Annotated in this window: 22 protein-coding genes; 13 read left to right on the top strand and 9 right to left on the bottom strand. The window is 69.5% G+C overall.

Annotated elements, in window-relative coordinates; translation table 11 throughout:
• Nucleotides 1-65: 65 nt before the first annotated feature.
• Both AB0H84_RS03275 and AB0H84_RS03270 read left to right on the top strand, forming a co-directional pair.
• Nucleotides 66-1,181 carry a GAF domain-containing sensor histidine kinase gene (locus AB0H84_RS03275; protein ID WP_357597357.1) on the top strand — a complete coding sequence of 372 codons (1,116 nt, stop codon included), beginning with the start codon at nucleotides 66-68 and terminating at the stop codon, nucleotides 1,179-1,181.
• Nucleotides 1,178-1,792, top strand: coding sequence for a response regulator transcription factor (locus tag AB0H84_RS03270; protein ID WP_357597354.1), 615 nt, complete (start codon nucleotides 1,178-1,180; stop codon nucleotides 1,790-1,792). Before AB0H84_RS03275 ends, AB0H84_RS03270 begins: the two co-directional genes overlap by 4 nt.
• A gap of 22 nt (nucleotides 1,793-1,814) precedes the next feature.
• Here AB0H84_RS03270 and AB0H84_RS03265 read toward each other — a convergent pair whose 3' ends face one another.
• Nucleotides 1,815-2,531: a hypothetical protein gene (locus tag AB0H84_RS03265; protein WP_357597351.1), complete on the bottom strand. Its 717-nt coding sequence runs from the start codon at nucleotides 2,529-2,531 to the stop codon at nucleotides 1,815-1,817.
• A gap of 68 nt (nucleotides 2,532-2,599) precedes the next feature.
• Here AB0H84_RS03265 and AB0H84_RS03260 point away from each other — a divergent pair, with 68 nt between their 5' ends.
• The 3 genes from AB0H84_RS03260 to AB0H84_RS03250 all read left to right on the top strand — a co-directional run bounded on the left by AB0H84_RS03260 (nucleotide 2,600) and on the right by AB0H84_RS03250 (nucleotide 4,696).
• Complete coding sequence (locus tag AB0H84_RS03260; protein WP_357597348.1) at nucleotides 2,600-3,388, top strand: ABC transporter ATP-binding protein; 789 nt, start codon at nucleotides 2,600-2,602, stop codon at nucleotides 3,386-3,388.
• A gap of 86 nt (nucleotides 3,389-3,474) precedes the next feature.
• Nucleotides 3,475-4,395, top strand: coding sequence for an SPFH domain-containing protein (locus AB0H84_RS03255; RefSeq protein WP_357597346.1), 921 nt, complete (start codon nucleotides 3,475-3,477; stop codon nucleotides 4,393-4,395).
• A gap of 94 nt (nucleotides 4,396-4,489) precedes the next feature.
• Nucleotides 4,490-4,696 carry a hypothetical protein gene (locus tag AB0H84_RS03250; protein WP_357597343.1) on the top strand — a complete coding sequence of 69 codons (207 nt, stop codon included), beginning with the start codon at nucleotides 4,490-4,492 and terminating at the stop codon, nucleotides 4,694-4,696.
• Here the strand turns inward: AB0H84_RS03250 and AB0H84_RS03245 are convergent.
• From AB0H84_RS03245 to AB0H84_RS03220, 6 genes are all read right to left on the bottom strand, one after another.
• Nucleotides 4,689-5,507, bottom strand: coding sequence for an NAD(P)H-binding protein (locus tag AB0H84_RS03245; protein ID WP_357597340.1), 819 nt, complete (start codon nucleotides 5,505-5,507; stop codon nucleotides 4,689-4,691). The two genes, AB0H84_RS03250 and AB0H84_RS03245, sit on opposite strands and share 8 nt — an antisense overlap.
• Before the next feature lie 29 nt (nucleotides 5,508-5,536).
• Complete coding sequence (locus tag AB0H84_RS03240) at nucleotides 5,537-6,448, bottom strand: Rieske 2Fe-2S domain-containing protein (protein ID WP_357597337.1); 912 nt, start codon at nucleotides 6,446-6,448, stop codon at nucleotides 5,537-5,539.
• A gap of 30 nt (nucleotides 6,449-6,478) precedes the next feature.
• Nucleotides 6,479-7,090 (bottom strand): HD domain-containing protein, encoded by a 612-nt coding sequence (locus AB0H84_RS03235; RefSeq protein ID WP_357597334.1) that lies wholly within the window; start codon nucleotides 7,088-7,090, stop codon nucleotides 6,479-6,481.
• A 1-nt stretch (nucleotide 7,091) separates the two neighbouring features.
• The gene (locus AB0H84_RS03230; protein ID WP_357597332.1) at nucleotides 7,092-9,272 is read right to left on the bottom strand and encodes a molybdopterin-dependent oxidoreductase; all 2,181 of its coding nucleotides are present in this window, start codon (nucleotides 9,270-9,272) and stop codon (nucleotides 7,092-7,094) included.
• Nucleotides 9,273-9,397: 125 nt separating this feature from the next.
• Nucleotides 9,398-10,045, bottom strand: a complete 648-nt coding sequence (locus AB0H84_RS03225) for a hypothetical protein (protein WP_357597329.1) — start codon at nucleotides 10,043-10,045, stop codon at nucleotides 9,398-9,400.
• Between the two features lies 1 nt (nucleotide 10,046).
• On the bottom strand, nucleotides 10,047-10,178 hold the full coding sequence (locus AB0H84_RS03220) for a hypothetical protein (RefSeq protein ID WP_357597326.1): 132 nt from the start codon (nucleotides 10,176-10,178) through the stop codon (nucleotides 10,047-10,049).
• A 735-nt stretch (nucleotides 10,179-10,913) separates the two neighbouring features.
• Between AB0H84_RS03220 and AB0H84_RS03215 the strand changes: the two genes are divergently transcribed.
• The 3 genes from AB0H84_RS03215 (at nucleotide 10,914) to AB0H84_RS03205 (ending at nucleotide 12,818) form a co-directional block, all read left to right on the top strand.
• The gene (locus tag AB0H84_RS03215) at nucleotides 10,914-11,777 is read left to right on the top strand and encodes a helix-turn-helix transcriptional regulator (protein WP_357597323.1); all 864 of its coding nucleotides are present in this window, start codon (nucleotides 10,914-10,916) and stop codon (nucleotides 11,775-11,777) included.
• 52 nt (nucleotides 11,778-11,829) lie between these two features.
• Nucleotides 11,830-12,054, top strand: a complete 225-nt coding sequence (locus tag AB0H84_RS03210; protein ID WP_357597321.1) for a DUF397 domain-containing protein — start codon at nucleotides 11,830-11,832, stop codon at nucleotides 12,052-12,054.
• 278 nt (nucleotides 12,055-12,332) lie between these two features.
• Nucleotides 12,333-12,818 (top strand): hypothetical protein, encoded by a 486-nt coding sequence (locus AB0H84_RS03205; protein WP_357597319.1) that lies wholly within the window; start codon nucleotides 12,333-12,335, stop codon nucleotides 12,816-12,818.
• A 51-nt stretch (nucleotides 12,819-12,869) separates the two neighbouring features.
• Here AB0H84_RS03205 and AB0H84_RS03200 read toward each other — a convergent pair whose 3' ends face one another.
• A complete protein-coding gene (locus AB0H84_RS03200) occupies nucleotides 12,870-14,273 on the bottom strand; it encodes an MFS transporter (protein ID WP_357597316.1) in 1,404 nt (467 codons plus the stop codon).
• 133 nt (nucleotides 14,274-14,406) lie between these two features.
• Between AB0H84_RS03200 and AB0H84_RS03195 the strand changes: the two genes are divergently transcribed.
• The 4 genes from AB0H84_RS03195 (at nucleotide 14,407) to AB0H84_RS03180 (ending at nucleotide 17,977) form a co-directional block, all read left to right on the top strand.
• Complete coding sequence (locus AB0H84_RS03195) at nucleotides 14,407-15,225, top strand: helix-turn-helix transcriptional regulator (protein WP_357597313.1); 819 nt, start codon at nucleotides 14,407-14,409, stop codon at nucleotides 15,223-15,225.
• Between the two features lie 76 nt (nucleotides 15,226-15,301).
• On the top strand, nucleotides 15,302-16,375 hold the full coding sequence (locus AB0H84_RS03190; protein ID WP_357597310.1) for a CapA family protein: 1,074 nt from the start codon (nucleotides 15,302-15,304) through the stop codon (nucleotides 16,373-16,375).
• A gap of 52 nt (nucleotides 16,376-16,427) precedes the next feature.
• Nucleotides 16,428-17,264, top strand: coding sequence for an SDR family NAD(P)-dependent oxidoreductase (locus AB0H84_RS03185; RefSeq protein WP_357597307.1), 837 nt, complete (start codon nucleotides 16,428-16,430; stop codon nucleotides 17,262-17,264).
• Nucleotides 17,265-17,308: 44 nt separating this feature from the next.
• Complete coding sequence (locus AB0H84_RS03180; protein ID WP_357597305.1) at nucleotides 17,309-17,977, top strand: TetR family transcriptional regulator; 669 nt, start codon at nucleotides 17,309-17,311, stop codon at nucleotides 17,975-17,977.
• Here the strand turns inward: AB0H84_RS03180 and AB0H84_RS03175 are convergent.
• The gene (locus AB0H84_RS03175) at nucleotides 17,946-18,266 is read right to left on the bottom strand and encodes a hypothetical protein (RefSeq protein WP_357597302.1); all 321 of its coding nucleotides are present in this window, start codon (nucleotides 18,264-18,266) and stop codon (nucleotides 17,946-17,948) included. The two genes, AB0H84_RS03180 and AB0H84_RS03175, sit on opposite strands and share 32 nt — an antisense overlap.
• Before the next feature lie 172 nt (nucleotides 18,267-18,438).
• Here AB0H84_RS03175 and AB0H84_RS03170 point away from each other — a divergent pair, with 172 nt between their 5' ends.
• Entirely contained in the window at nucleotides 18,439-18,969 is a 531-nt protein-coding gene (locus AB0H84_RS03170; RefSeq protein ID WP_357597299.1) for a hypothetical protein, read from the top strand.
• Nucleotides 18,970-19,210: the final 241 nt, after the last annotated feature.

Raw genomic sequence — 19,210 nt, 5'->3', positions numbered from 1 at the left:
CGCACATCGGGCTGAGGACCCGCCGCCGCGTGGGCACATCGTCCTAGGACCATAAGCTGGGGACCGTGTCCCCCGACCGAGACGAGATCCTGCAGGCGGTGAGCTCCGCGGTGCTCGCCGTCACCCGCCACCTGTCGGTCCGCGAGGTGCTGCAGGTCATCGTACGCTCGGCGCAGCGGCTCATGGACGCCCGGTACGCCGCGCTCGGCGTGCCCGACGACGAAGGGACGTTCGCCGAGTTCGTCGCCGAGGGCATCACCGACAAGCAGTGGGACGCGATCGGGCCGCTGCCCCGACAGCACGGCATGCTCGGCGCGATGCTCCGCGACGGCACCCCCGTCAGGCTGCCCGACCTGCGCAAGGACCCGAGGTTCGAGTGGTGGCCGAAGGCGCATCCGGTCATGAAGGACTTCCTCGGGGTGCCGATCCGCGACGGCGAGCAGGTGCTCGGCATCATCTTCCTGGCCAACAAGCGCACGGCCGGCGGCTTCACGCAGGCGGACCAGGACCTGCTCACGCTCTTCGCCGCGCACGCCGCCATCGCGCTCACCAACGCCAGGCTCTACGAGCGCGGTCGCGAGCTGGCCATGCTGGAGGAGCGCAATCGGATGGCCCGCGAGCTGCACGACGCGGTGACGCAGAAGCTGTTCTCGCTCAGGCTCACCGCGCAGGCCGCCTCCGCGATGCTCGACACGGCCCCCGAGCGGGCGGCTGAGGAGCTCGAACGCGTCCAGCGCCTGGCCGGGGAGGCCCTGTCCGAGCTGCGGGCCGTGATCGTCGAGCTGCGGCCGGCCGAGCTCGACCGGCACGGCCTGGCGGAGACGCTCCGCAAGCACGTGCGCATGCTCGACCGGCTCCACCCGTCTTTCGTCACGTTCGAGTGCGAGGAGCTGCCGGAGGTCGACTCCGCGGTCGAGGTGGCGGTGCTGAGGGTGGCCCAGGAGGCGCTGCACAACGCGCTGAGGCACTCGGAGGCCGCGAGCGTGTCCGTGCACCTGGCGTACGAGGACGGCAGGCTGGCGTTGACCGTACGCGACGACGGCACGGGTTTCGAGCAGGCGGAGTCGCGCGGGCTCGGCCTGGTGTCGATGCGCGACAGGGCGGAGTCCGTGGGCGGGGTCATGACCGTCGAGTCGGCCCGCGGCAGCGGGACCACGGTACGCATGGAGGTGGGCGTTTGATCCGGGTGCTGATCGCCGATGATCATCCGGTGGTGCGCCAGGGGCTGCGTACGTTCCTCGACCTCCAGGACGACCTCACGGTCGTCGGGGAGGCGGGCGACGGCGCGCAGGCCGTCGAGCTGGTCGCGGAGCTGGCGCCCGACGTGCTGCTGCTGGATCTGAAGATGCCGGTGCTCGACGGGCTCGGCGCGCTCGAGCGGCTGGCCGGGTCGGCGACCAGGGTGATCGTGCTGACGTCGGTGAGCGACCGCTCCGACGTGGGCCCGGCGATGCGGGCGGGGGCGTCCGGTTTCCTCTACAAGGACGTCGATCCGACCGCGCTGGTCCAGGCGGTGCGCGCCGTACACGGCGGGCAGGTGCTGCTGGCGCCCGAGGCGGCCGAGGCGATGCTGTCGCCGCAGAACGACCCGCCGGGGCCCGTGCCGCTGACCGAGCGCGAGCGCGAGGTGCTCGCGCTCATCGCGGCCGGCCGGTCCAACAGGGAGATCGCCAGGAGCCTCGCGGTCGCCGAGAAGACGGTCAAGACCCACGTCTCCAACGTGCTGATGAAGCTGGGCGTACAGGACCGGACCCAGGCCGCGCTCTATGCGGTACGGCACGGCCTGGGGTAGCCGGGGCTCCGGCTGCGGAAGGTCAGTCCCTGATCGGCTCGAAGATCGCGTGATGGGCGGCCACGAGCGCACGGCGTACCGCGCGGTCCAGCTCGCGCAGGGCCGCGGCGCGGGCGGCGATCTGCCCCGACGTGAGACCGCGCTCGTCCGCCAGCCGCAGCGCCGTGGTCAGCCGGGCGGCGAGGGTGGCGACGCGGTGCGCCCGCGCGGGATAGCCCGGCGCCAGCTCCCCGCCCCGGCGCTCCACGGCCGAGGGGCGGGCCTGCATGGGGCCTTCGACGGAGGACAGCGCGTCGGTGGCCGATCGCATGGCCTCGGACAGCTCCCGCTCGGCCTCGGAGAGCGTCGGCAGATCATGGCGTACGGGGCCGGAGTCGTACGCCTCCAGGCGTACTCCGACATAGGACGACCCGCGAAGGTCGGGCGCGGGCACCAGGCCGAGGTTGCGGTCGTCGAGCACCGCGATGGCGGCCTGGCCGGCGTCCACCGCGGCCGAGTTGAGCGCCGCCGGGCCGGACAGCCCGAGTGGATCGCCGGGCGCGGGGAGGGCGAGCCGGAGCTCCCGCAGGCCGTCGGCACGCAGGTTTGCCAGGTATTTACGGAGCGGGACGTCGCCCGCGACGGCCGGGCCGCCGGCGGCTTCCACGTGGTCAGCCGCCTCGTCGAGGCCGACGTGACCGGCGAGCCACGCGTTGCCCCAGGCGACCAGGGAGGGACAGACAGTCGATTCAGGGCGCACCGATCCACGATAAGCGCTCGCCCTGCAATAGGTTTGTCCCGAGCGTGACTCCTAAGGAGGTATCGGGGATGGGTGGTCAGGTGCTGCGGCTACAGGACGTCGCCGTCAGGCGCGACGGAGCCGCCCTGCTGCGCGGCATCGACTGGACGGTCAACGCGGACGAACGATGGGTCGTCGTCGGGCCCAACGGCGCGGGCAAGACCACGCTGCTGCAGGTCGCGGGCACGTTGCTCTATCCGAGCGAAGGAGTGGTCGAGGTCCTCGGGGAGCGGCTGGGGCAGGCGGACGTGTTCGACCTGCGGCCGCGGATCGGGCTGGCGAGCGCCGCGCTGGCCGAGCGCATCCCGCCCGAGGAGAAGGTCATCGACCTGGTGCTGACGGCCTCGTACGGCATCATGGGCCGCTGGACGGAGGAGTACGACTCCAACGACGTGACCAGGGCCGTCGAGCTGATCGACATGATGGGCGCGGCCCACCTGATCAGGCGGCGGTTCGGGACGCTGTCGGAGGGGGAGCGCAAGCGGGTGCAGATCGCCCGCGCCCTCATGCCCGACCCCGAGATGCTCCTGCTCGACGAGCCCGCGGCCGGGCTCGACCTGGGCGGCCGCGAAGACCTGGTGCGCCGGCTGTCGGTGCTGGCCGGCGACTTCCGCTCGCCGACGCTCGTGCTGGTGACGCACCACGTCGAGGAGGTGCCGAGCGGATTCACGCACGGGCTGCTGCTGCGGCACGGCTCGGTGGTGGCCCAGGGGCCGCTCGAGCACGTGATGACGCCCGACAACCTGTCGCAGACGTTCGGGGTGCCGCTCACGCTGGAGCGCAGCGCCGAGGGGCGTTGGTACGCCCGGGCCTACTAGATCACCATTTATGCATATAAAAGCCGCCCCGGGCTGAAAGCAAATAGGATCCACGGAGTCGGTCCCCTCGGCTTCGGAGCGTCGCCATGTCCGTCGAGCAGCTCATCGTCGCCCTGGTCGTGGTCGCGGCGGTGGGCTTCGGGGTGGCCCGCACGGTCCGCATCATCCCGCAGGCCACGGCCGCCATCATCGAGCGGCTCGGCCGCTACCACAGGACGCTGACCCCGGGGCTCAACCTCGTGGTGCCGTTCATCGACCGCATCAAGGACATGATCGACCTGCGGGAGCAGGTGGTGTCCTTCCCGCCGCAGCCGGTCATCACCTCCGACAACCTCGTCGTGTCCATCGACACCGTCATCTACTTCCAGGTGACCAATCCGAAGGCGGCCACGTACGAGATCGCGAACTTCCTGGTCGGCGTCGAGCAGCTCACGGTCACGACGCTGCGCAACGTGGTCGGCGGCATGGACCTGGAGCGCACGCTGACCTCGCGCGAGGACATCAACACCGCGCTGCGCGGCGTGCTCGACGAGGCGACCGGCAAGTGGGGCATCCGCGTCAACCGGGTCGAGCTCAAGGCCATCGACCCGCCCGCCTCCATCCAGGACTCGATGGAGAAGCAGATGCGCGCCGACCGCGACAAGCGCGCCGCCGTGCTGACCGCCGAGGGCCAGCGCCAGGCGGCCATCCTGCAGGCGGAGGGCGAGAAGCAGGCGTCGGTGCTGCGGGCCCGCGGCGAGGCGGAGGCGGCCGTGCTCCGCGCGCAGGCGGAGGCCGAGGCGCAGGCCATGCGCGCCAAGGGGCAGGCGGACGCGATCGGCATGGTGTTCAGGGCCATCCACGAGGGGAAGCCGGACCAGCAGCTCCTCGCCTACCAGTACCTGCAGACCCTCCCCGAGATCGCCAAGGGCGACGCCAACAAGATCTGGATCGTCCCGTCGGAGATGGGCAAGGTCCTGGAGAACCTCGGCGGCCTCTTCGCACCCCCCAAGAGCCCGGAGCAATAGGGGCGGGGTTCGTGAGAATTGCGGCATTTTCGTACTGGTGTACGGATAATTCCAGACCCATATGGGTATGAATACGTACATGAAGGGTGATCGGGTGGAGATCGTCATTGATGCCGGGGGAACGCCGCGTACTTACGAGATCAGGGCCACCCGCGCCGGCCGGAGGGTCGAGGTGACCACCCGGCGGGGGCTCGTCGAGGTGAGCGAGGTCACCCGCGGCGGCACGGCGGTGCGCACGGCGCGGTTCATGTCCAACCGCATCCTCGCCCTCGTGGAGCACCCCGCGGGCGAGGTCAACTGAAGTCCGAGGCGTGGTCGCGGGCCCAGTCCCCGAGGGTCAGCGCCGGCCGGCCGAGCAGCCGCTCCACGGTGTCGGTGACCGGCTCCGGGGCCGTCACGAAGCCCGCCCACGCCTTCAGCGCGCTGTCGACGAAGCCAGGGTCGCCCCAGGCCGCCACGAGCTGCTCGCGGGCCACGTCCGCCGGCAGCTCCTCCCAGCGCGCCTCGCGCCCGACCGCCTCGCCGATCACGCGTACCTGCTCGGCCTGGGTCAGCTGCTCCGGGCCGGTGAGCACGTACGTGGCGCCGTTGTGGCCCGCCGAGGTGAGCACGTGCACGGCGACCGCCGCGATGTCCCTCTCGTGGATCAAGGACCTCGCGGCCTGCCCGTACGGCCAGCGCACCACGCCCTGCCTGATCTGGTCCGCCCAGCCCAGCGTGTTGGTCGCGAAGCCGCCCGGCCGCAGGAACGTCCAGCCCAGCCCCGAGTGCCGGATCAGCCGCTCGATCTCGTGGTAGTGCGTCGGCGGCCCGTCCGGCACGTTCGCCGACAGGTACACCACGCGCCGCGCGTGCTCCGCGACGGCCGCGACCACCTCCGACGCGTGGTCGGCCGTGAACGCCGGCCAGAGCAGGAACACGCTCTCCACGCCTTTCAGCGCCGGCTCAAGCGTCTCGGGCGCGGTCAGGTCGCCGCGTACCACCTCGACCCGTTCCGGCAACCGCGCGCGCCCGGGGTCCCTGACGAGCGCCCGCACCTCCAGTCCGGCCTCCGCGAGCTGGGACGTCACATGCCTGCCGACATTGCCGGTCGCGCCGGTCACAAGAATCATGGGTCCGACGGTAAGACCTCAAGCGAACTTCAGGTCAAGCCGGGCCGTACCTGGATCGTGCCGTCCCGCCGGATCCGCGTCTCGAACATGGGTGCCGGGGCGGTCGCGGGCCCGTGCCGCACGGAGCCGTCGTCCAGCCTGAACGTGCTGCCGTGCCACGGGCAGACCACGCACGCCTCCCCGTTCTCGATGACCAGCCTGCCCTGGTGCAGCGGGCCGGCCAGGTGCGGGCACCGGTCGGCGAGGACGGTCACGGCCTCGCCCTGGCGCAGCACGAAGAGCTGGATGTAACCGAGGCGCCGCGCCACGGGGCGGCCGTCGGGCAGGTCCCTGAGCAGGCACAGGTCGTGCCAGCCCAGCGGCACGAGGTGGGCGATCTGCGGGGCGTGGTTGGCGCCGGCCGCCTGCCGGTAGGCCATGTGGCCACCGAGATAGCCGCCGAGCGTGGCCATCCCGAGCCCGGCCATCGTCAGGGTGCGCCCCGCCCGCTCATGGCCGCGTACCCGAGCCAGCAGGGAGGCGGAGAAGAGGCCGAGCGCGGCCACGTTGGAGACCATGTGGACGAAGCCCACCCGCTGCTGCTCACGATGGAGAGAGGACCAGTCGGTCAGCCCGGCCGCCGCCGTCGGCAGCGCGTTGGCGATGCCGGTGGCGAGCAGCACGCGGGTGGCCTTCGGCTCGCCCCCGGCCAGGTCGAGCACGGCCGCGGAGAGCCAGCAGCCCAGGCTGACCGTCGCCAGCGGCGGGTGCAGCGGCTTGCCGAGGGGGACGCCGTGCAGCACGTCACGTATCAGGCCCGGGCGGATGCGCTGGCGTACCGCCTTGGCCAGCACCCTCACCGGCGTGTCGAAGACCTTGGATTTCTCGAGCTGATCGGCGAGGGCGACCGGCCCGGCGAGACCCCGCAGTTGCCGACGTTTAGCTCGCACTTCCTCTTTCACGACAAGTCCCCTACCCCACCCATGTGGGGATCACTCGGACAGGTGGCCCCTGGCCACGGAGAGTTCGACCAGCTCCAGAGCATACGCGCCGAGCGAGGGTGAGCCCTCCTCGATGATCCGCACCTTCTCCCTGACCTGGGCGGCCTTGACCTTGAACAGCGGCCACGTGCCGCCCTCGGTGTGGTGGTTGGCCAGGATCGGGGCGAACCGGTCGAGCGCCTTCGCGAACCTGGCCTCCGGCGTCTTCCTGGCCTCGAACTCGTCCCAGAGCTCACGCATCCAGCTGCCCTGGTCAGGAGGGAGCAGGCCGAAGATGCGGTCGGCGGCGATGCGCTCGGCGTCCGGCTGGGCGGCCACCTCCACCGGGTCGTAGATGAACGTGTCACCGGCGTCGATCTCGACCAGGTCGTGCACCAGCAACATGGCGACAACCCGCTGGAGGTCGGTCCCCGGCGGGGCATGCTCGCCGAGGACCATCGCCAGCGTGCCCACGTACCAGGAGTGCTCTGCGGTGTTCTCCCGCCGCGAGCCGTCTATCAGGTGGTTGCGGCGGATGATCCGCTTCAGCTTGTCGATCTCGATGGCGAAGGCGATCTGGGTGTTCAGGCGGTCCTCTTCTGGCGCGATAGTCACGCGCGACACCTTAATGTGCGATGATCACCCCAGTTGGTGAAATCGTGACCGGAACTCCGTTGAACACCGCGTTACCACTCAGAACGTCGATGGCGGATTCGTCCGTGAGCGTGTTGACACTGACACCGGCGTGCTCGGCGGCCACGCTCTGCGCACTGCCCTGGTGACCCCATCCGTGCGGCAGGCTGACCACGCCCGGCATGATCGTGTCGGTGGGTTCGAGCGGCACCGTGACCTCTCCGGTCGCTGAGCGGACCACCGCCGCGCCGTCCAGCCCGAGCCTGGCCACGTCGGCCGGGTTGATCTGCAGCGTGCAGGTGTTGCTGCCGCCGACCAGCGGGCCGACGTTGTGCAGCCAGCTGTTGTTGGAGCGCAGGTGCCGCCGCCCGATCAGGACGATCTCCGGCGGCTCCTCCTCCAGCTTGCCGCGCAGCCGCTCGACGTCCTCGACGATCTGCGGCGGCGCCAGCTCGACCAGCCCCGACCGGGTCTTCAGCACCTCGTCCAGCCGCGGCTCCAGCGGCCCCAGGTCCAGGCCGTGCGGGTTGTCGAGCAGCTTGCGCAGCGACAGGTCGCCCTTGCCGGCCCACTCGCCGTAGGGGCCGAGCCTGAGCATGAGGTCGAGCCGGCGCTCGCTGCCCGTCTCGCCGTCCAGCTCGGCGCGCAGCTCCGCCACGTCCCGCCCCTCGACGCCCGAGCCGGGCGTCTCGGTGGCCTTGCGCAGCGTCTCGCCGATGACGAACTCGTCCAGATCCCCTTCCAGCCCGGAGGCGATCATGGCCAGCCTGGCCAGGATCTCGGCCTCGGACGGCTGCCCGTCCAGCGGGAGCAGGGGCGGTGAGTATCGCGCGTAGTTCCGTACCGCGAATCCGAGCAGCGCGAAGTCGTAGTGGCCCGACTGCAGCATGCGCGGGGGCGGCAGGATGACGTTCGCGTGCCGGGTGGTCTCGTTGAGGTACGGGTCCACGCTCACCATGAAGTCGAGCCGGGCGAAGGCCGCGTCCAGCCGGTCCCCGTGGGGCGCCGACAGCACGGGGTTGCCCGCCACCGTGATGAGGAACGTGACCTGCCCCTCGCCGGGCGTCTCGATCTCGTCGGCCAGCGTGGCCACGGGCAGCTCGCCGTTGGTCTCGGGCAGCCCCCTGACGCGGCTCTTCCACCTTCCGACCTCGTACGGCCTGCGCCGGCCCCCGAACTCGGTGGCGGGCTTGGGGAACATGGCGCCGCCGGGCCGGTCGAGGTTGCCGGTGAGCACGTTCAGCACGTCCACGAGCCACTGGGCCAGCGTGCCGAACTCGGCCGTGCAGGTGCCGATCCTGGCGTAGACGGCGGCCGTACGCGCTCCCGCCAGCTCCCTGGCCAGCCGTACGATCACCTCGGCGGGCACCCCCGTGCGCCGGGAGACCGACTCGGGCGGGAAGTGCTTGGCCGCCTCGCGGACCTCGTCCAACCCGTTGACCTGGTGCGACAAGGCGACCAGGTCCTCGGCGAACAGCACGTGGACGATGCCGAACAGCAGGTACGCGTCCGTCCCGGGGCGGACGAAGACGTGCTCGTCGGCCAGCGCGGCGGTCCGGGTCCGGCGCGGGTCCACCACCACGAGCCGCCCGCCGCGCCGGCGCAGGGCCTTCAGCCGCCCGGGGAAGTCGGGCGCGGTGCACACCGAACCGTTGGACTCCACCGGGTTGGCCCCCAGCATCAGCAGGTAGTCGGTCCTGTCCAGGTCGGGGACCGCGATGGCCAGCGGATGCCCGAACATGAGCCCGCTCGCCACATGCTTGGGCATCTGGTCGGCGGTGCTGGCGGTGTAGACGTTGCGGGTGCCGAGCGACTTGATCAGCGGCGCGCTGTACAGGGCGCCCGCCATGGTGTGCGCGTTCGGGTTGCCGAGGTAGACCGCGACCGAACGGCGGTCGGAGACCTGCTCGAGGCCCGCCCGCACAGCGGCGAACGCCTCCTCCCAGCCGACCTCGCGCCAGAGGTCGCCCTCCCTGATCAGCGGCTTGCGCAGCCGGTCCGGGTCCTCGTCGAGCCGGCCGAGGCTGGCGCCCTTCGGGCAGATGAACCCCTTGCTGAACGGATCGTCCTGGTCACCGCGGACGCTGGTCACGTGCCCGCCCTCGTCGAGGGTGAGCGTCAGGCCGCAGACGGCCTCGCAGAGGGGACAGGTCCGGTGGACGGTCGACACCATCACGACTCCCTGAGTTCGCCAGATGAACTCATCTTGGCCTGTGCCCGGCGCATGGGGAAGCCCCGGAGCCCCCGCGGTCTCCGGGGCTTCCCGCCCAGGGGAATGTCCCGGATTCCCCTAGCTCTCTAGCCCGCCTGCGCCAGCGCGACCCTTCTCGGCAGATCAGGCGGCTCCTCGAGATCGGGTCTGACCGAGACCCAGGCCTGTCTGCCGTACAGCCGGTCCAGGCCGGGAGAGGCCGCCCCCGGGACCTCGTCGCGCCTGACGATCTCCACGATCACGAACTGGGCCCGCCGGCGGTGCCGGTAGACGTTCGCGCTCCTGGCCCAGCAGGCCGCCGCGATCTCCTCGCTGTACGCCTCGAACTCCTCGGCGCAGATGCCGGCCCTGGTCATGACCAGCGCCTTCTCGCCCGTGGTCGTCGGCGTGATCCAGAGCACCAGCGGGATCCGCCCCGCCCTGGTGTGCATCGTCGTCTCCAGGCATACCCGCTGCAGGCGATGCCTGGAGACCACGCACCAGAAGTGGGCCACCACCCAGTTGCGTCCCGTCCTGGTGGCGACCGGCACGGAGACGGCGCTGGTCAGCAGGACGAACGGCCACCACCTGCCCTCCTGTGTGGCGCCGTGCAGGGTCAGCGTGAGCAGCGCCAGCGCGGTGAGCAGCATCAACTCGGTACGGCTGCGCCAGAGCCTGGTGAGCGGTCCGCCGCGCCCGGCGGCGGGCAGGTCCTCGTTGGCCGGGTAGATCTGGTTGCGCGGGTTCCTCGGCACGTCAGGACACCTCCTCCGTCACGCGGTGCGGCACGCTGAGCTGGTCGAAACGTGGGTCGCGGTAGCGACGGGAGCCGAACCCCGTCCTGGTCACGGTCCAGCCGACGTGGTGCGCGAATTCATCCGGCTCCATGCAGATTTCGCGATCGGCCCATGCCATGAGTTCCCGGATCCGGGACTTGATTCGAGCGAGTCCCTTGGTACCTTGTGAGTACATGAGAAGACCCCTTTCGCGGCATTTTCAGAGGTGGCTTCTTCGCCGGGCCGACGGCTGATGACCGGTCTCGCCGCAGGGTGGCAGCCCGTATGCGGCGCACTGGTGATCAGTCGCGGTCCGGCTTTTTCCATGCTCGAATGAGCGGGGTTTCGCTGAGTTCTTCAGGCGATTCCGAGATCCTTCCGGCAAGTGGCCTCCCTGGCACAGAGTTTCGTTTCCGGGACGGCGACGTTGCCGGCGAGGCGGCCCGCACGGGGCCGCGCGATCTTCGACGGAAGGCCCGACGCGTACGGCCGTGTCGTCATGCGCGGCCTCCTCACGTCCGAGAGCCTTCCTGTTACCGATCGTCCCCCTGCGTGAGCGATGCTGCAATACGTGGAGCAAGGGAAGATTTAAGTTTCTTCGCATTTGCGGTGCAACTTGCACGACAAGTGTCGTGCCGGAGGGTCGACGGGAGAAGTTTCGCCCCAGCCCCGCCCCTACATGGAGTTCGTCTTGCCCCTAGGCTCCCCTCGTGAAAGCCTTCTGGCAAGGCTGTGCAACACGCCGCGTGCAACTTGCAGTGTAAGATTGAGCGCGAACGGCCCAGAAAGCCGGGCCCTAAACGACCCCTTCCCGCCACACCTTCATTCCCGACAAGGAGAGTGGACGGTGCCATCGCAGCAGGGCAGTCCGACAGTGCGCAGGCTCCGGCTGGGTCAGGAGCTGCGTCTTCTCCGGGAGCGACGAGCGCTCACCGGCGCCAGAGCGGCCAGGGAGCTCGGCTGGTCGGCGAGCAAGGTCAGCCGGATCGAGGCGGCCAAGACGATGCCGAGCGCCGACGACATCAAGGCCATGGCGGAGCTCTATCACCTCGACGGGCGGAAACTTGACGAACTCTTCGGCCTGTTGCGAGATGCGGAGCAGCGGGGGTGGTGGGAAGATTACGAAGACGCCCTGCCTGAGGAGTACACAAGATTCCTCGGGCTGGAGGCAGAGGCCACACACCAGCGCAACTGGGAACCCCAGGTCGTGCCCGGCCTTCTGCAGACCGAGGACTACGCCAGAGAAGTGATTCTGGCGACTCGCGGCATCTCGCGCATCACGCACAGCGGTGTCAGGAGCCGGGTCGAGGCCCGGCTCGACAGGCAGCAGCGTGTGCTCCACCGGGCCCACGCGTGCGTTCTCAACGTGGTGCTCGACGAGTCGGCGCTGATGCGCAGGTTCGGCGAACCCGCGGTGATGCGCGAGCAGATGGAGCATCTCCTGGAGGTCTCACTGCTGCCGCACGTCAGCGTCCAAGTCCTCACCCTGGACGCACTTCATCCGGTCAACACCGGTGCATTTATTCACCTGAAGTTCTCCGCATTTGATGATGTTGTGTACCTGGAACAGCTTTACACTGCCAACTTCGTCGAAGACCTCGAACGAGTAGCCGGCTACGAGACGGCTTTCGACAACATTCGGTCGGAGGCTCTGGACGAGGACGAATCACGCGTCCTTATACAGCGACAGGCCATGCTATGGCGACGTTAGCGACGAAACCTCAAAAGAGGCAATGGAGCCTCTTTGCGCATTTGGGGAGAAAATGTACGACCACACTACGACGGCGGCCTGGCGGAAGAGCACCTTCTGCAACGGCGCATCGACGTGCGTTGAGGTTGCCCCCCTGGCCGACGGCAACGTCGCGCTGAGGGACAGCAAGGTGCAGGACGGACCCGTCCTGGTCTTCACCCAGGCCGAGTGGGCCGCCTTCACCGCCGGGGTTCGGGAGGGCGAATTCGATCCGGACGCACTGGCTGTCAGCGCGTGATGAACGGCCCTGGTGTCCTTGTGCCAGCAAGTCGACCAGGGCCGTTACCGAAAAGGCGGCGGACGCGCCCCATCACTCACATCGCCTACCGTGGCAGGCGCAGAAACCTGCACATCATGGCAAGCCGAGCCAGGATGTGCAAGCTCGGCTCGCCTTTGATCAGGGCCGCACCGGATCCGCTTTCCGAGGAGTGCGGATCACCCACAGCTTGTCATGAACGCGCGTCCCCATGCCGTCATCTTTCTCTTATCACTCTCCGGTTCTGACCAGGAGATGGCATGGAAAAATGGACTCTCCCCGACCGTGGATCGCAAAATCGCGCCTTGCTCCGGATCGCGCGGTTCTTGAACACGGTGCCGGACACGTCGTATGACGTGGAAATCGAGATCGACGGCCCACGGGTTATTCCGTGCGCGAATCTGACCAGCGCTCTCGCGGACCCCCAGGCGCGAAACGTCGTGCTCATCTTAGGGCCGACGAACAATGGCCGGCCCGTTGGGGACTGGCAACTCCAGATCTGCGGAGTTCGTGACGCGCGGACGGCGGAGGTCGAGGTCTGCGCGTATCACCAGGTGCCGCAGGACCTGCGAGACGGGGTGGCGCAGGTGCTCCACCCCTACTGCGCGACGCCCAAGAAACGATTCCGGCGGCTCAGGCGCTTGGGAAGCCGGATCCACCCCCACGTGTGGACCAAGTTCGTGCTCCCGGTCATGGTCATCGTGGCAGCAACCGGGCTGATGGCGTGGATGGGCTGGAAGGGCTGACGATCAGGGTATGGCGCGTTGCCTTTTGGAGGTAGGACGCGCCACCCTGGTTCAGGAGACGCCCAGGTCCTGGGCGGCGTCCGGTACGCGGCGCCGTACGAGGAAGATCGAGCTCAGCCCCGCCAGCACGGCCAGGCCGGCCATGGCGATGGCGGACATCAGGGCGGCGGAGACCGTGCCGTGGCCCTGGCTCAGCGTGATGAACAGCGTTCCCACCGTGGAGACGCCGATGACCTGCCCGAGCTGCATCACGGTGAGCAGCGCGCCGCTGGCGTCCGCCGCGTACCGGCCGTCCACCTGCTCGGTCGCCATGTTGGTCACCGCGACCTGCACGCCGAGCCCGGCGCCGACGAGGGCGCTCATGACCGCGTACGGGACGCCGCCGCCGGCGGCGAGCCCGAGGCCCAGGTAGGCGGGGGCGGCCACCACGTAGCCGAAGGGCACGAGCGGGCGCTGCAGGCGCGCGGGCAGCTTCGGCCAGCCCAGCCCGACGAAGCCGAAGGCCAGCGCGCACGGCACCAGCATCATGCCCGAGGCCAGCGGCGTCAGGTGCAGCTCTCCCTGCAGGTGCAGGGCCGAGGTGAACAGGAACGCGCCCCACGTCGCCGGGCCGAACAGCAGGACCGCCAGCCCCGGCCGCATGCCGGGCGCGCGCAGCACCTGGGCGTTCACGAGGGGGCGGCCGCCGCTGGCGGTCACCCACCGCTCGATGCGGACGAACGCCACGAACGTCACCACGCTCAGCCCCATCGAGATCCAGCCCCACAGCGGCCACCCCAGCTCGCGGCCCAGCACCATCGGCACCACGAGCAGGAGCACGGCGGCCGACAGGGACACCAGGCCCCACGGGTCGAGGCCGGTCTTGCCGCCGCCGCGGTCGGCCGGCAGCACCTTCAGGCCGGCCGCGAGCAGCAGCGCGCCGATCGGGACCAGCACCAGGAACACGATGCGCCAGCCCGCGCCCATGCCCAGCAGGATGCCGCCGAGCGCCTGGCCGATCACGATGCCGCCGCTGACCGTCAGGGACCACAGACCGATCGCCCGGCCCCTGGCCGCGCCCTGGTAGTTACGCTGGATCAAGGTCAGGACCTGCGGCATCATCAGCGCCGCCCCGGAGCCCTGGAGCAGGCGGAAGGCGACCAGCCAGCCCGTTGAGGGCGCCAGGCCCGCGCCCAGCGTGGTGAGGGTGAACAGCGCGAGGCCGCCCAGGAAGGCGTTGCGGTAGCCGAACAGGTCGCCGACCCTGGCTCCGGTGATCAGTAAGACGGCGTAGACGATGGTGTATCCGGCGACGATCATCTGCAGCCCGGCGCCCGAGGAGTGCAGGTCGGACTCGATGGTCGGGGTGGCCACGTTGACGATGTTGACGTTCAGGATGGCCAGGAACTGCCCCACGAGGATGATCGCAAGAAGCAGGCCGCTGGCTCGGGTCTCTCCCTGCGGCTTTGTCTCCACGGGAGGGGTGATAGCGGCAGTTTGGGTCATGCAGATCAGTTTGCCGGGCATCCAGTACCAGTAACGAGAGCCCCTTTATACTGGTATTGGCGGTAACTGGCTAAGCTCCGGCACTTCGCTCCATAGTGGAGGTATGAGCGTGACAGAGGCAAGGCGTACAGATCTGTCGGCTTTCCTGCGGACCCGTCGGGAGCGGATCACCCCGGAGATGGTCGACCTGGCCCCGGGCCCGCGCAGGCGGACTCCCGGCCTGCGGCGGGAGGAGGTCGCCCAGCTCGCCGGCGTGGGCGTGACCTGGTACACGTGGCTGGAGCAGGGCCGCCCGATCAACGCCAGCACCCAGGTGCTGGACGCCATCGCCCGCACGCTCCGGCTCGACAGCGCCGAGCGCCTGCACCTCTACCGGCTGGCCGGGCACACGGAGCCGATCGCCCAGCCGGCGGGCCACGTGACGCCCGAGATGCAGCAGATCCTCGACCGGCTCGGCGACATGCCCGCCTGCGTGGCCAACAGCCGGTGCGACGCCCTGGCCTGGAACGCCGCGTACGCCACGCTCTGGCCCGAACTGGTCAACGCGCCCGAGGGCGAGCGGAACTCGCTCTGGCACACCTGCCTCAACCCCAACCCCACGACCATGCTGCTCAACCGCGACCAGGAGCTCTCGCGGGCCGTCGCGGTCTTCAGGGGCGCCTACAGCCGTCACGCGGACGACCCGTGCTGGCAGGACTTCGTCCGCCGGCTCGCCGCGGAAAGCCCCGAGTTCGCGCGGATGTGGGCCAGGCAGGACGTGGCCGAGCCGGGGCCGAGGGAGAAGGCGTTCAAGCACGCGGAGATGGGGGAGCTGCACTTCAGGACGACCAGTCTCACGGCCGTCCTCGAGATCCGGCTGATCGTCTACACGCCGATGGATGACCACACTCGTGATGCAATGCGTAGATTGATGGAGAAGTAACCGCCTGAGCGGTAATCCGCCCCTTCATGGGATGCTCGATCCCTGAATGACAGGATTCGAGCGGAAGTGGCGGTAGATGAGATTCCCCCGTGCCCTCCCGTTGTTCGCTGTCGCCGTGTCTCTGGTGGCCTGCTCCTCGGCCCCCGAGAAGGAGCCACAGAGCAAGAAGGTGGACGAGCAGGCGGCCGTGTCCCCGACGGCGAAGCCGACGCGGGAGCGGCGGCCGTACACGATCTCCTTCGGCGGGGACGTGCACTTCGAGGGAGGGCTGCGGGCGCGCCTCGCCAGTCCGGCCACGGCGCTCGGGCCGATCGCGAGCGTGCTGCGCAGGGCCGACTTAGCCATGGTGAACCTCGAGACGGCGATCACCACAGGGGGGACGCCCGCGCCGGGGAAGCAGTTCACGTTCAGGGCGCCGCCGACCGCGTTCGCCGCGCTGAAGGCGGCCGGGGTGGACGTCGCGTCCATGGCCAACAACCACGGCATGGACTACATGGAGACCGGGCTGGCGGACTCGCTGGCGGCCATCAAGGCCAGCAGGTTCCCCGTGGTGGGGATCGGGAAGGACGCGGCGCAGGCGTACAAGCCGTTCCGCAAGGTCGTGAACGGGAACCGCGTCGCGATCATCGGGGCCACTCAGGTGCTCGACGCGGAGTTCATCCAGTCGTGGACGGCCACCCCGGACAAGGGCGGGCTCGCCTCCGCCAAGGACGAGGTCAGCTTGCTGCGGGCCGTACGGCAGGCGCGCAAGAACTCCGACACCGTGATCGTCCACCTGCACTGGGGCACAGAGATGCAGAAGTGCCCGAACCCGGCGCAGCTCTCGCTGGCTCCCAAGCTGGTCCAGGCGGGCGCCGACGTGGTGGTCGGCGGACACGCGCACATCCTGCTCGGGTCCGGATATCTCGACAAGGCGTACGTCAACTACGGCATGGGCAACTTCGTCTTCTACAACTCCACCCCCGGCACGACCGGCAGGACCGGCGTGCTGACGCTGACCATCAACGGGCGCAAGGTGCTGAAGGACACGTGGACCCCGGCCACCATCCAAGGGGGCGTCCCCATTCCGATGACGGGGCCCGCCCGCACCCAGGCGATCACGGACTGGAAGGCGCTGCGTACCTGCGCCGGGCTGGCCGCGCGCCCTTGATCGATCTATGCTGCTGGACGAGGCGTCCAATAGGAGGTCGAAGATGCGGCGCGTGGAATCAGATGCGGTCTTCGAGGGGCGGCTGGTGGTCGTCACGGGGGCCGGGTCCGGGATAGGGCTGGCGACCGCGCGGGCGTTCGCGGCCCATGGGGCCGAGGTGGTGTGCGCGGACATCGACGCCGGCGCCGCGGCGCGGGCCGCCGACGCCGTCGTCAGGGAGTTCGGGGGTACGGGGCACGCCGCGCAGGTTGACGTCTCCGACGCCGCTCAAATGGAAGATTTTTCGCGAAATATCATCTCCCAATATGGCGTGCCGGACATTGTGGTGAACAATGCGGGGATCGCCGTCGCCGGGCCATTTCTGGATCATACGGTGGACGACTGGCGCAGGACCCTCGACGTCAATCTGTGGGGTGTCATCCACGGGTGCCGGCTGTTCGGCGCCGCCATGGTCGAGCGCGGCGAGGGCGGTCACATCGTCAACGTCGCCTCCTTGGCCGCTTTCGCGCCGTCGCGGCTGCTGCCCGCGTACTCGACCTCCAAGGCGGCCGTGAAGATGCTCAGCGACTGCCTCGGGGCCGAGCTGGCCGGGCACGGGATCGGGGTCAGCGCCGTCTGCCCGGGATTCGTCTCCACGCCGATCGCGCGCAACGCCACGTACGTGGGGCCTGACGTGCGGGAACAGGCCGTCAAGGACCTGGCGCGGCGCGGGTATCCGCCCGAGCGGGTGGCCGCCCACATTCTGCGGGCCGTACACAGGAATCAGGCCGTGGTGCCGGTCAACCTGGAAGGGAAAATCGGATATGCCCTATCCAGGGTTTCGCCGGCCGCGATGCGCGGGCTGGCGCGATGGAGCGGGATCATGAGAAATCGAGGAATTCGGCGGTAAGGATCGTTCCCAAGGGAGAAGATGAATCCGTGTCCTCGCCGCAAATGAATGATGATTGCGCCCAGCCCAAGGCACTCAGGCGGCAGCCGGCGCAGCGCCGCAGCGCCCGGCGCGTGGAGCGGATGCTCGACGCGTGCGCGCAACTGCTCGACGAGACCGGATACGACGCGCTGTCCACCACCCGCATAGCCGAGCGGGCCGGCGTGGCGATCGGGTCGATCTACCAGTTCTTCCCCGACAAGCGGGCCGTCACCCAGGAGCTCACCCGGCGCAACGTCGAGGAGTTCGTCCGCAGGGTGGACCGCAGGTTCCTGGCTGAGGAATATCGCGGCTGGTGGGAGGCCATCGACGCGATCATCGACGAGTACGTCGACATGCACAGGACCGTTCCAGGCTTCAAGAGCCTCCACTTCGGCGACGTCGTGGACCTCAATCTGCTCGACTCCGACTCCGACAACAACACGGTGATCGCGGGGCGGCTGCGCGGGCTGCTGCTCAAGGAGTTCGGGCTGGCCGACGGCCCCGAGCTCGACCTGGCCGTGCTGGTGGCGGTCGAGGCGGGCGACGCCGTGCTGAAGCTGGCCTTCCGCCGCGACCCCGACGGCTCGCCGGAGATCATCGAGGCGGCCAAGCAGCTGATCTGCGGCTTCCTGGCCCGGCAGCTGGAGTCCTGGTCCCCCGCTAGTCCCGCTCGTAGTGCCCGACTTCCCTGAGCAGCCCGGAGAGCCAGTCCGGCAGGCGCTTGCCGTACTCGCCGAGGGCGATCGCGGGCACCTGCTGGAAGCGCGGGGTGGCCGGCGTACGCAGGCACGGCCCGCCGGGGAACGAGACCGGGCGCGTGTCTCTCGCCTCGCGGACATGCAGCCTGGCCTCCAGGGCCTGGAGATTTCGCTCGGCTGCTTCGAGGGCGTCGAGGCGGGCCGACAGATAGCCCGCCACGCCGGGAAGAAGGGCCGACAACACGACGACACAGGCCAGGGTGAAGGTCGTCTGCTTGGACATGCCCATCACAGCCCCCTTGCTCGCGTAGCAGCAAAGCGACTCGTATATGCCCTGCCACCTGCATAGACACGCTCACTGTGAGCACTTATGGACGTGGGGTTACCGAATTTGTGTCCGACCGGCGATGTGCATTGACCGGGCAAAGGGCCGAGCGGCTCGGTAGTCTCGCGGTGTGGCGCATGTGACCCGTGAGCACCTTGATCGTCTGCTTGAGCAGGCCCTACTGGCCGACGACCACAGTTCCCTGGCCAGTCGGCTGTACGACGTCGCGCTGGGCTATTCGTCCGGCGACGTCTCCCGGGCATCCATCCTGGTCCTCGCCGCCGAGGAGTGGCGAGCGGCCGGCCAACCGGCGCGGGCTATGGAGTGTTTCCAGCTCGCGGTCGAGGACGGCGGCGAGGCGGGCTTCGACCCGCGTGCCGGCATCGCAGACACGCTCTTCGAGCTCGACCGACCCGACGAGGCCAGGGAGGTCATCGAGACAATACGCGCGGAGGGCGGCGTCTCCACGGCGACCGCTCACACGATCGCCGAGACGCTGGTCGCCTACGGGGACCTCCAGGGAGGGCTCGAATGGGCCACCCAGGCGGCCCTGGGATGCGACGACAACGATCCTGAGCAGGTGGCGGTCCTCCGTACCCGCTACCGCATCCGGGTCGATCTGGGGCTGCCTGAGGACGAGCTGGACGAACTCGTCCACTGACCCGGCCACTGACCCGTCCACCGGGTCGGCCGATGCCGGGACTCGGTGCCGTCGCGAGCCGTACCGCCTCCTGAGCGGGGGCCACGTCGCACGGCGGCCGGGCCCCGGGGCCGGCCTGTCCCGGATCGCACAGCCTCGGGGCGGCTTGACCGCTCATGCGGTGCTGTCCCATGGGCAAGGTGTGCGAGTGGCGTGCGAAGAGGCCGCGGCCGCTGGTGGCCGCGGCCTCTTCGGTTAGGGG

This window comes from Nonomuraea sp. NPDC050786, from assembly GCF_040654115.1.
Taxonomy (GTDB): domain Bacteria; phylum Actinomycetota; class Actinomycetes; order Streptosporangiales; family Streptosporangiaceae; genus Nonomuraea.
Note: the sequence above shows the minus strand (reverse complement) of the source record. Positions and strands in the feature narration are given on the sequence as shown.

Coding starts and splice junctions, on each gene's coding strand:
- AB0H84_RS03260 (WP_357597348.1), top strand. CDS start 2,600: ATGGGTGGTCAGGTGCTGCGGCTACAGGACGTCGCCGTCAGGCGCGAC.
- AB0H84_RS03255 (WP_357597346.1), top strand. CDS start 3,475: ATGTCCGTCGAGCAGCTCATCGTCGCCCTGGTCGTGGTCGCGGCGGTG.
- AB0H84_RS03245 (WP_357597340.1), bottom strand. CDS start 5,507: ATGATTCTTGTGACCGGCGCGACCGGCAATGTCGGCAGGCATGTGACG.
- AB0H84_RS03230 (WP_357597332.1), bottom strand. CDS start 9,272: ATGGTGTCGACCGTCCACCGGACCTGTCCCCTCTGCGAGGCCGTCTGC.
- AB0H84_RS03220 (WP_357597326.1), bottom strand. CDS start 10,178: ATGGAGCCGGATGAATTCGCGCACCACGTCGGCTGGACCGTGACCAGG.
- AB0H84_RS03210 (WP_357597321.1), top strand. CDS start 11,830: ATGTACGACCACACTACGACGGCGGCCTGGCGGAAGAGCACCTTCTGC.
- AB0H84_RS03205 (WP_357597319.1), top strand. CDS start 12,333: ATGGAAAAATGGACTCTCCCCGACCGTGGATCGCAAAATCGCGCCTTG.
- AB0H84_RS03195 (WP_357597313.1), top strand. CDS start 14,407: ATGAGCGTGACAGAGGCAAGGCGTACAGATCTGTCGGCTTTCCTGCGG.
- AB0H84_RS03190 (WP_357597310.1), top strand. CDS start 15,302: ATGAGATTCCCCCGTGCCCTCCCGTTGTTCGCTGTCGCCGTGTCTCTG.
- AB0H84_RS03180 (WP_357597305.1), top strand. CDS start 17,309: ATGAATGATGATTGCGCCCAGCCCAAGGCACTCAGGCGGCAGCCGGCG.
- AB0H84_RS03175 (WP_357597302.1), bottom strand. CDS start 18,266: ATGTCCAAGCAGACGACCTTCACCCTGGCCTGTGTCGTCGTGTTGTCG.